This is a genomic window from Methyloglobulus sp. (assembly GCF_046714055.1).
Taxonomy (GTDB): Bacteria; Pseudomonadota; Gammaproteobacteria; order Methylococcales; family Methylomonadaceae; genus Methyloglobulus.
The window spans coordinates 1-9,752 of sequence record NZ_JBKKBJ010000032.1 but is presented as its reverse complement, the minus strand read 5'-3'; the positions used below and the strand labels follow the sequence as shown (position 1 = coordinate 9,752).

Here is a 9,752-nt window from a genome sequence, read left to right as displayed (position 1 = left end):
TATTTGCTCCTGCAATATCTGCATTCACCACATCCCTGTGTTGGCAACGCATGGACGACAAACTGCTCCTGCGTTTGCTGCATTCAGCACCGGGCGGGTTAGGCGCGTCAATTACTGGATTTGAATTACCCATACCGTTAAAAGCGCCGTAACCCGCCGGATGCGCGAATATCATTTCGGCGGGTTACGACACGCATTAGCATAGAACTCTCTTTGGCTCAGGTGATTTTGTGTGCCGTAACCCGCCCTACGAACTATTTACGAGGTGTAATATCAATGTTGTTTAGAAACCATTTTGTCATAAGCTATGAATGAAGAATCGACAAAGACTATTGTTTTAAGCTTTGTTAGTGGCCGGGGGGGTACTGGTAAAACATCCATTGCAGTGGCTTGTGCGAAGCTATTGGCCGAAATGAAAAAGAACGTTGTTTTGATCGACTTAGACCTTCACAGCCGTGGTTTGACGCTATGGTTTACCCCCTTGCTTAATCTTGGTCAAGTTTACGAAACAGTCGCATCTTTAGAAATCAAGAGTAATTTAAAACCAGAAGATTTGTGCATTAAAGGAGAATTGGTTCCTATCTTGAAGAGTGACAGTGATGGAAATAAAAGAGTCATGTTCCTCCCTGCTTTTATTCCTTCCAAAAATCAGACAAATCAAAACGCCAAGTATCCAGACCCTCCACCACAGGAATATGTTGGTTGGCTTAGGGAACTCCTTGAAAAACTTAAAAAAAATCAAAACAATCCTGATTTCATTCTCATTGATTGCGGTGCAGGATCACTAAACCGCCATATATCTGCTTCGATTGTTGCAGATCAAGTGCTAATCGTTTCATCACCTGAACCAGATGCCATAGCAGCAAGTGTTTTTTTTCACCGTGAGCAATCTTTACAGACACATAAATTTAATAATAATGCAGAAATTCGATATATCGTTAATAGAACGCCATACCCTGAGATGGAAGAAGAATTTAAAATAATGATAGAAAAAGCTTTTGATGCCTCTAACAAAATGTATATGGATCCTGAGTATAGAGAACCATCAAAAACCGTCACAAGTAAAGGTGAATTGTTAGCTTGTATCCCTGATCTTGAAGAGTTTCGTCTGAAGTACCAGAATACCGACAACAATCAACACCAAGATTTTGTTTGGAGTACACGGAAGTTAGGTGGCAATGGTTTTCTTATTGCGGTTCGTTATCTCTTGTCCGAACTAAAGATTTTCCCACTATCAAAAGCAATCAGTAGCACTATCAAAGAATATTATCCCCATCGTGGGGTAGGTCGTGTTGGCTTGAGTCTATTCGACTTAATCCCAGAGTTTTTTGCAATTTTGTATTTCATACTCATTTTGTTATTTGATGGTTCATGGACGCTATGGCTTGCGGCGTTTTGTTTAATCTTGTTCTTTTTAGCTACCCTAAAACTATTGTTGGATATTGCCCGTAGTGAGAGAACTTTTCATATATATTGTCAGGCTTTAATCGAAAACGAGGTAGGCAACTGGAATAACTTTTTAATATATAACGAAGGCGGAAATCCGGCAACTCTTTCAAATATTTGGTGGCCTAGAGTTGCGTGGTGGGGCGGCTTTATACCTAGTGCTTTGCTTGCATTTCAATTACTTTTTCTCGACTCTGCCTCTGATATACCTAACATAATAGCTCACGTGGTCTCAGCTTTTAAAAGCGAAGTTCCTCTTCTTCTCGAGGAGTTACAAAGTAATAAGAGTGATTCATTTTACATCATATTAATATCATTTTTATCATGTTTAGTATTTTTTGGTGTTACTCAAGCGAAAATTTTTGGAGAATTTTGGGATAAAACAATAGAACTGATTATCAAGAAGCCGTACAAGGTCGTACGTTATTTTTGCTTTAGCGTGGTATACATGTTTAAAGATTCTATTTTCGGTAAGAATTATTTTAAAAAGCCACCTTAAATACACTCTCTAGTCAAGTAGGGTACGCACCGCGTACCTTTATGGAGCTTCTTCACCCGGATCGCTTTGAAAAGGTACGCGGTGCGTACCCTACAATTTGTACTGGTTATGAAACTTAATGATGCACCCAATCCGCACCCAATGTCCCCTGCAGGCTATCAAGATAGCTTGGGCTAGATATTTTTGCCAACATCTGCTCGGCTTTTTCCAGCTTTTTTGTCAGTACTTGGTAACTAAGGGGGTCGTAGCGGTCTGTGTCACTTAGGCATTGTTTTATATGATCCTTATGCCGTTGCCAAAGCTGGTTGTCGCGTTGCTGCTTGATGGTAAGGCGCTCTTGGTACCAGTCGCTTTGTAGCAAATAGTCCCGGGTAAACAGCTTACGGATAGCGGGATCGTTGATGGCTTTTCCCTCATATTCGCCATTCGCCATGATATGCAGTAATGCCTTGAGGGGAGGGCAAGCGTCATGGATAGTGGCATCTTCAAAATACTGTAGCGCTACCCGCTGCTGCGCTTCATAGACGTTATTGATACCATCGACAAAGCTTGCCATATCTTGGGTTTCAGGTTTTAGCATGGCTTCGTCGAATACCGCCGTTGGGTAATTGAACACCTTCCCGAACACGGTATGGACAAAGCGTTCGGTGATCCGGTAACCCAGTCGGCTGGCATACACAGTCTTGCCTTGGTACTCAAAATCTTCGAGTTTCTCCAGTTGTCCGTGTTCGATCAAGTACTTGGGGCAGCGTTGTTCCACTGGTAATCTCGACCAGATTTCGGGTATCAACAAGCTGATGTCATGGTCGATGCGGCGTTTTGAGCCAATGTAGCCAGCAGCGGTAGAAAAGCCGCTGTAGCCGCATAAAATAAAAGACACTAGCGCCGTATTGAGGTCGGCGGTTGCAGATAATGCGTTGAAAGGGCCTTTGGTGAGTGCGCCCTCTGAGCCTGCACCGGTTGTCGAAGGTGATTTGCCGGTCAAGCTGCAAATAAAATCCATGAACAGTTCTGGCAATTCCTGATAATGGATCGGGTTGTAGATAGCCAGTGGACGGATACCTGCGGCGAGGTCGATAGGATTGTTGCGGCGGCCCGTCAATACCGAATTAACTGGGAAGTAAACAGGCTGGCCATGGCCTAATCCCCTGGCAAGACGGGTAGACAGTTCCGCAATATAACGCAGGTTCGGGTCGAGAATATCGGGTCGAACCTGCAAGTAGCGGACATTTTGGCTAGCTTTGCCGTCAACCAAACGTGGATGCGCGGAAGAAACGAAATATTGACCATTCTTCGCTTGCGCGGCTTCACGGATAACCTTTTGCATGGGTTCACTGAATTCTTCAAAGTGCATCACATCTTCCAAGAGTTCTCTGGCGTTTTCCGTGTTAAGCGGCTGAAAATTAGAGATAAAGTTGTCCTTACCGGAAAAATCCAATTCAGTTTGCAAATCTGAGCCACGGTGGATAGCGTCATCCGGGCGCTGGAAAAAACTTTCTTCGCAATTGTTGACGAGTTTTACGCTGGGATTGTTATATTCAGGATTAAGTCCAGTGAGGTAACGCGCAGGGACAACAGTCGATGCGGTGATGTCATCTTCCATTTGCAATTTTTCGGAAGCGATAAAATCCTGGCGCAACTTGAAAATCCGCCATGCGCCGTTTTCGTCGAAACCCACGCGCAGGTAGCTCGCTCTCAGCTTTCTGCCATGATATTTCAGTTCGTTCCCTGGTTTGCCATTGACCAAGTCAACCGAAAAATGCTGCCGCCAGTTTAAGCCCCACTCTTTTTTGTAAAAACGTTTAATCATTAATGCCAAGCCCAAAATATGCTGGGGAATTTCCTCCAGCCACTGGTTATAGGCATCCGAATAGTCGGTAGCAGAGGGTGTCAGCAGTTTAATGACCGATCCCAGTGTGCGTTTACTGCTCAGTAAACTCCGTTGGTCGCTGCCGTGGAGTTTTGGGTCACGAAAACGGTTGGCGTAATCATGGTCGAAAATCTTGCCCACAAAACCCATATCTTTATCGAAATCTTCAACGAAGAAATCACCTGAAATGACTGCACCAGCAATGGATTTAGAGATTTCCGATTTGCCGCCACCAGAAACCGTGCTGGGCTTATGGCAAAACGTACCTTCTGGATACGTGCCTACCAACCGCCAACTAGGCGCATTGGGATGGCGCTCCATGTGTACCCTAAAGCCGTTTTGATAGACATAAGTATGATTAATCAATAGCTTGAGTGATTGCTGGTGGTTATCTTGTAACCAACTAATTTGCTGTTCCTGGATGTTGATTTGGGCATCGGCAGGAACGAAGATGATGTCTGGATGGTTTTTGTCGATGCCATAACCGGACTCTTTACACTCCATTACCGAAGCCAGCAATTGACGGGCCTTATCAAAAGAAGGTTTAGGGGCCAATTCAGAAGCGCTGGGTATGTGCATTTCACCGAGTATGACCCGTGGAAAAGCAAGGGCGCCGCCCGCATGTTCTTCTTCGCAATCGCCAAACAGGTTGGCGGCGTAGCTGATGTGGGATTTGATCTCTTTTTTGCTGTAGCCGAAATAATTGTCGGCAATGATGGTGACGATAATGCCCTGCATATCGCGGCAGACCAGCTTGAAGGGTTTGCCGTCATTATACAGTTCATCTTCTTGTTGCCAGCACATGCCGTCTTTACGTTGGCGGGGAGTCGCATCATCGAAATGGGGTAGTCCCAAAGACTTTTTCAGGCAATGTACCAGATGCGGCGCGAGGATAATGCAGCCGGTATGTCCAGTCCAATGGTCGATGTCCAGGGCTGAGTCGTTTTCCGGCAGGAACGGGTCGCCTGCATTGCCAAAAATAGATTCGACAAAATCCAGGTTGGCAACCAAGCCGCCTGGGGCAAAAAAGCGGATTTCCATGGTTTGCGCTGGGTTATCAGGGGATATTCCCGGACGCACGATAGGTCTTTGCAGCAGCGATACCCAGAGTTTTGCGGGATTGGTTTGGTTGCTCGTAAAGGGTAGGCGCAGCAAGTCGTCAGGGGGTGACAAAGCAATAGCCAGGATTGCTGCATAAGCTGTGATAGGCACTTCACTTTTATCAGCGGGAATCGGCAGGCCACCTGCAGCGATATGAAAAACACCCTTGGTCGTGCGTTTGTCGTTTTGGGGGTTATGCAGAACGCCTTGTTGTATCCGGTAAGAATCAATATAGGCCGAATGAAATTCGTCTCCTTGATACGGCAGGGATAATTCCCTTGCCAACCCTTTTTGCTCTAGCACAAAGGTTTCGCCGGGTATACGGATAGTTTCGTTGATGCTGTTGCTCGACAAATAGCGGTTTAGGAAATCTCCAATACGTTGGTCGGCAGGGCAACGGTATTGGGCGAGTAAACGGCGTTGCTGGGCGTATTTTTTGAGCAAACCATCGGCAATATTAAGGTATTGCCGGTCATCATCCATTTCGCAGGTGGGTTGCCCCAGCGCGGCTAATTGCAGGTTGATGTGGTGGTATTTTTGTTGCCGCCGGTCTTTTTTCTGGCTTATTTCTGTCGGCATCATGCTTACGTTCATTTGTAATGGCTCCACGGCTAGGGTAGTTATTAGAGAACCTCTAAAAATTCAAAAATCTCCTTCCCCTCTGGGATACCTACATGGATGTAGGTGGAAAAATGCTCCTGCATTTTCCACATCCCCATGTGGTTTGGCAATGCAGGAGTAATTGCCGAGAAGGTTGGAACGGGAGGGTTATCATCAATCGTTCAACTCCCTCTCCCTCTCCCAGAGGGAAAGGGTATTGTTAGGCGTTTTATTTGGTATGACTATAATTCAAAAATAGTCAGCAAAGCTAAGAAAATTTCTCGATAGCCGTGATGCAATCGAGAAAACGCGGCTAAAATCATTGCTTTTTTAACGGTAAATCCAAGGTCAACAATGCTTAGCTTGCTGATGAAAGGATACTTTTCCGGTATAATCCCAGCCATTTTAACGTGGAGCGTTCAGGCAGTATGTCGAAAATTAATAAGGTGGTGTTGGCTTATTCAGGGGGATTGGATACCTCCGTCATTCTCAAATGGTTACAGGATGTTTATCAATGTGAAGTCGTCACCTTCACCGCCGATCTGGGCCAAGGGGAAGAAGTCGAACCAGCCCGCGCAAAAGCTAAGGCTTTAGGAATTAAAGAAATCTATATTGATGATTTACGTGAAGAATTTGCCCGTGATTTTGTATTCCCCATGTTTCGTGCCAATACCGTCTATGAAGGTGAATACTTGCTAGGTACATCAATTGCACGTCCTTTAATCGCCAAACGCCTAATTGAAATTGCCAATAAAACCGGAGCCGAGGCTATTTCACATGGCGCTACCGGCAAAGGTAACGACCAAGTGCGCTTTGAGCTGGGAGCTTATGCTTTGCGGCCTGATATCCAGATTATTGCGCCTTGGCGTGAGTGGGATCTGACTTCGCGGCAAACCTTGCTGGCTTATGCTGAAAAACATGGTATCCCCGTGGAGATGAAAAAGGGCAAGGCCTCGCCTTATTCCATGGATGCCAATTTGCTGCATATTTCCTACGAAGGCCTCATTTTGGAAGATCCTTGGACAGAACCAGAAGAAGATATGTGGCGCTGGACGGTTTCTCCTGAAGTTGCGCCCGACAAGGCTACCTTCATCGAATTGACCTACAGCCAGGGCGATATAGTCGCGATTGATGGCGTTGCCCATACACCTGCCCAGGTGGTGGAAACATTGAATAAGGTCGCTGGCAGCAACGGTATAGGTCGGTTGGATATTGTTGAAAACCGTTATGTCGGCATGAAATCACGCGGATGTTATGAAACGCCAGCGGGAACCATCATGCTCAAAGCCCACCGGGCCATTGAATCATTGACGTTGGACAGGGAAGTGGCACATTTGAAGGATGAGCTGATGCCGCGTTATGCCTCGCTCATCTACAACGGTTATTGGTGGAGCCCTGAGCGGAAAATGCTGCAAACCATGATTGATGTGTCACAGGCGAATGTCAATGGCAAAGTGCGCGTTAAATTATACAAAGGCAATGTGATTGTGGTTGGCCGTTCATCCACGACAGATAGCTTATTTGATGAAAGCATCGCAACCTTTGAAGATGATGGCGGTGCGTATAACCAAAAAGATGCCGAAGGATTTATCAAGCTAAATGCCTTGAGGATGCGGATAGCGACGGCAAAGCGTTCGAAAACAGGCAAATAGTGGAAACAAGCTAGAATTATCCTTGTATAATCACAAGCTCGATATTGACGGCACAAATGTATTAAAGCGGTGATGTCCAAACAATAACAGTTCACTGTAAATTCTTATCCAGCGGACAAAAAAATAACAGGCGACATGCAAGAAAAATGCACAGATTTTGTTAAATTACAAGGGCTTGTGCGAACCATCCCTTCCCATCAGCAGTTGATGAAAACCAACCGATTGCTGGTGGGTGCTGTGTTTTTCTTGATGGTGATTGTCCTGGTGGTCGGTTTTATGTTTGTCCCCAGTTCGGATGTCGTCAAAAGTGCCAAAAAAATCAACACTGCCACGATCGCTGCTGAAGGCATGAATCCCGTGGTGTCTGCTGAAGTCAACACCCTGAAAGGCCAGCTTATAGGCTTGCTCAGCGGCTCAATTGAAGGTAAATTAAAGACGCTGGAACAAAGCGTAAAATTAGGGTCAGTCGATAATTCCTTGGGGATGATAGCAGACCTGAAAAACGACATCAAAGTGCTGCGTTCCTATTCAGATACCCCCAAAAAACCGGAAGCCATGGTTTCCAACGTCCAATTGGTAGAGGAAGTGGCGCATTTGAAGCACCTTATTTACGCGAGCCTTGCTTCTTGTGGACTGATGTTTGTGGCGGCGGCAGGTGTTTGGGTGAAATACCGCAAGCGTTTGCCTTATAAGGAAATAAAAAAAAGTTATCTGGGCAGGCATTAAAGCTATTGTCTAGCTGTCCAATCGTCTTCATCAGCTATTAATCGTAAGGGGTAGGGGCATGAAAATAATCTCACCAACTCAACATGGATATCTTGATTATGTAACGGTTGTGCTATTTCTAGCCGCGCCGACACTTATCGGGTTGACCGGCGTGGCCGGGGCATTAGCCTACGCATTGGCAGCAATCCATCTTGCCATGACCCTTGTAACTGATTTTCCGCTTGGCGTTGCCAAACTACTCCCCTTTTCTATACATGGTTGGGTAGAGCGGGTAGTTGGCCCCGTTTTGGTTTTGCTGCCTTTTGCCCTTGGCTTCGATACCGCTGCGCGGAGCTTTTACATCGTGATCGGCATCGTAATTGTCGTAGTTGGGTTGCTTACGGACTACCAGCAAACCCAATAATTAATAAGGTAGCTTCCTTCGTCTGCACGGCCTTTAATTTCAACATTGTTGTCAGGCATAAAAAAACCGTCTCCATGCAAGATGAAGGCGGTTTTTGGGGCTAAGAAGTGTTCTACTTTATTTGCTTTCGAGATATTTCCACAAAGCATCAAGGGCTTGGTCTTTGCCGTAGCCTGCTTTAGTGACAGCGGCGTTTTTCATGATCTCGTCGATCGCTTTAGGCATGCCGCCGCGTCCATTTGTCAGCACTTCTTCAAATGATGCCCTAGTCAAAGTGCCGGCTTTGATATTAGCCGTTAACTGTGGGTTTGAAGAAATGTCATGGCAAGTGCCGCAACCACGACCAAAAGCACGGTCATAGATTTTCTTACCGATATCAGCCTGCTCATCAGCGAATACTGATCCACTCAATGCGATTAACGCTACACCTGCTAATGTCCCTAATGTTGTTTTCATGTTGACCTCTCTTGGTGGTTAAAAAAGAACCCAGGCTAGTAAACCCTTAGGGTTCGATTAATTGTTATGTGTGAGTGGCAAAGGATAAGAAATATAAGCACACAATTCAAATGTTTTATTTCAAAACCCGCATTTTATTTTCAGTGGCACTATTATCACTAAACAGCATGAACCCGAACTGAATACCGTAAAACGATTCAAAACGGGTATTTTCTAGGTATCTAACTGGTTTTATTTCATCTCAAAGTGAGCCTTGAATTGAACTATTCAACCGATTGATAAGCGTTGTCCCCAAACCAACAATGCCGTTAAGGGAATCAATTCGTGTATCGCCTTAACATCGGTTACTTCAAAATGCTTAGGGACGTACATGATTTGCTAAATTTTATAACCCCGATGGACCGCCACAATTCCCTGCGTCATATTAAAGTATTCGCAACGCTCAAATCCCGCCGTTTCCATCATGGCTTTTAGCTCATCTTGCTTGGGGTGCATACGGATGGATTCTGCCAGATAACGGTAACTGTCTTCATCTTTGGCAACCCATTTGCCGATTTTTGGTAGCAGGTTAAACGAGTAAAAATCATAGACTTTCTCGGTAATCGGGTCGATGGGGTGGGAGAACTCCAAGACGATGGCGCGTCCGCCGGGTTTTAGCACCCGGTACATGGAGCGCAAGGCCGCATCCTTATCGGTGACATTACGTAAGCCAAAGGCAATGCAGACACAATCGAAGGATTGATCGGCAAAAGGCAAACATTCGGCATTGACCTGGGTATACTGGATGTTGCCAATCAAGCCGCTGTCTATCAAGCGGTTACGGCCTGTGCGTAACATTTGGGCGTTAATGTCCGCCAGGACAACATTGCCCTCATCACCTACCCGTTGCTCGAATAATGTGGTGAGATCGCCCGTGCCGCCGGCCAGGTCTAGCACTTGCTCGCCTTTGCGGACATTGCTCAATTGCACGGCAATACGTTTCCAGATGCGGTGTACGCC

General features: G+C 45.7%; 8 protein-coding genes. 4 read left to right on the top strand and 4 right to left on the bottom strand.

All coding sequences use genetic code 11. The annotated features are described in order from the left end of the window. The first annotated feature begins 307 nt into the window (after window positions 1-307). On the top strand, window positions 308-1,945 hold the full coding sequence (locus ACLQ6D_RS01980; protein WP_411725582.1) for an AAA family ATPase: 1,638 nt from the start codon (window positions 308-310) through the stop codon (window positions 1,943-1,945). A gap of 115 nt (window positions 1,946-2,060) precedes the next feature. Here ACLQ6D_RS01980 and ACLQ6D_RS01975 read toward each other — a convergent pair whose 3' ends face one another. Together ACLQ6D_RS01975 and ACLQ6D_RS01970 are read right to left on the bottom strand one after the other, a co-directional pair. Next, a complete protein-coding gene (locus ACLQ6D_RS01975) occupies window positions 2,061-5,510 on the bottom strand; it encodes a hypothetical protein (RefSeq protein WP_411725581.1) in 3,450 nt (1,149 codons plus the stop codon). 248 nt (window positions 5,511-5,758) lie between these two features. Continuing rightward, window positions 5,759-5,920: a hypothetical protein gene (locus tag ACLQ6D_RS01970; protein WP_411725580.1), complete on the bottom strand. Its 162-nt coding sequence runs from the start codon at window positions 5,918-5,920 to the stop codon at window positions 5,759-5,761. Between the two features lie 24 nt (window positions 5,921-5,944). On the opposite strand from ACLQ6D_RS01970, the gene ACLQ6D_RS01965 reads away from it, so the two are divergent. The 3 genes from ACLQ6D_RS01965 to ACLQ6D_RS01955 all read left to right on the top strand — a co-directional run bounded on the left by ACLQ6D_RS01965 (window position 5,945) and on the right by ACLQ6D_RS01955 (window position 8,297). Beyond that, window positions 5,945-7,168, top strand: coding sequence for an argininosuccinate synthase (locus tag ACLQ6D_RS01965; RefSeq protein ID WP_411725579.1), 1,224 nt, complete (start codon window positions 5,945-5,947; stop codon window positions 7,166-7,168). Window positions 7,169-7,303: 135 nt separating this feature from the next. Further along, a complete protein-coding gene (locus tag ACLQ6D_RS01960) occupies window positions 7,304-7,894 on the top strand; it encodes a hypothetical protein (RefSeq protein ID WP_411725578.1) in 591 nt (196 codons plus the stop codon). 58 nt (window positions 7,895-7,952) lie between these two features. Further along, the gene (locus ACLQ6D_RS01955) at window positions 7,953-8,297 is read left to right on the top strand and encodes a hypothetical protein (RefSeq protein ID WP_411725577.1); all 345 of its coding nucleotides are present in this window, start codon (window positions 7,953-7,955) and stop codon (window positions 8,295-8,297) included. Window positions 8,298-8,414: 117 nt separating this feature from the next. Here the strand turns inward: ACLQ6D_RS01955 and ACLQ6D_RS01950 are convergent, their stop codons facing one another. Further along, complete coding sequence (locus tag ACLQ6D_RS01950) at window positions 8,415-8,753, bottom strand: c-type cytochrome (RefSeq protein ID WP_411725576.1); 339 nt, start codon at window positions 8,751-8,753, stop codon at window positions 8,415-8,417. A 378-nt stretch (window positions 8,754-9,131) separates the two neighbouring features. After that, window positions 9,132-9,752, bottom strand: a 621-nt coding sequence (locus ACLQ6D_RS01945; RefSeq protein ID WP_411725574.1) for a class I SAM-dependent methyltransferase, incomplete at its 5' end; no start/stop codon positions are given.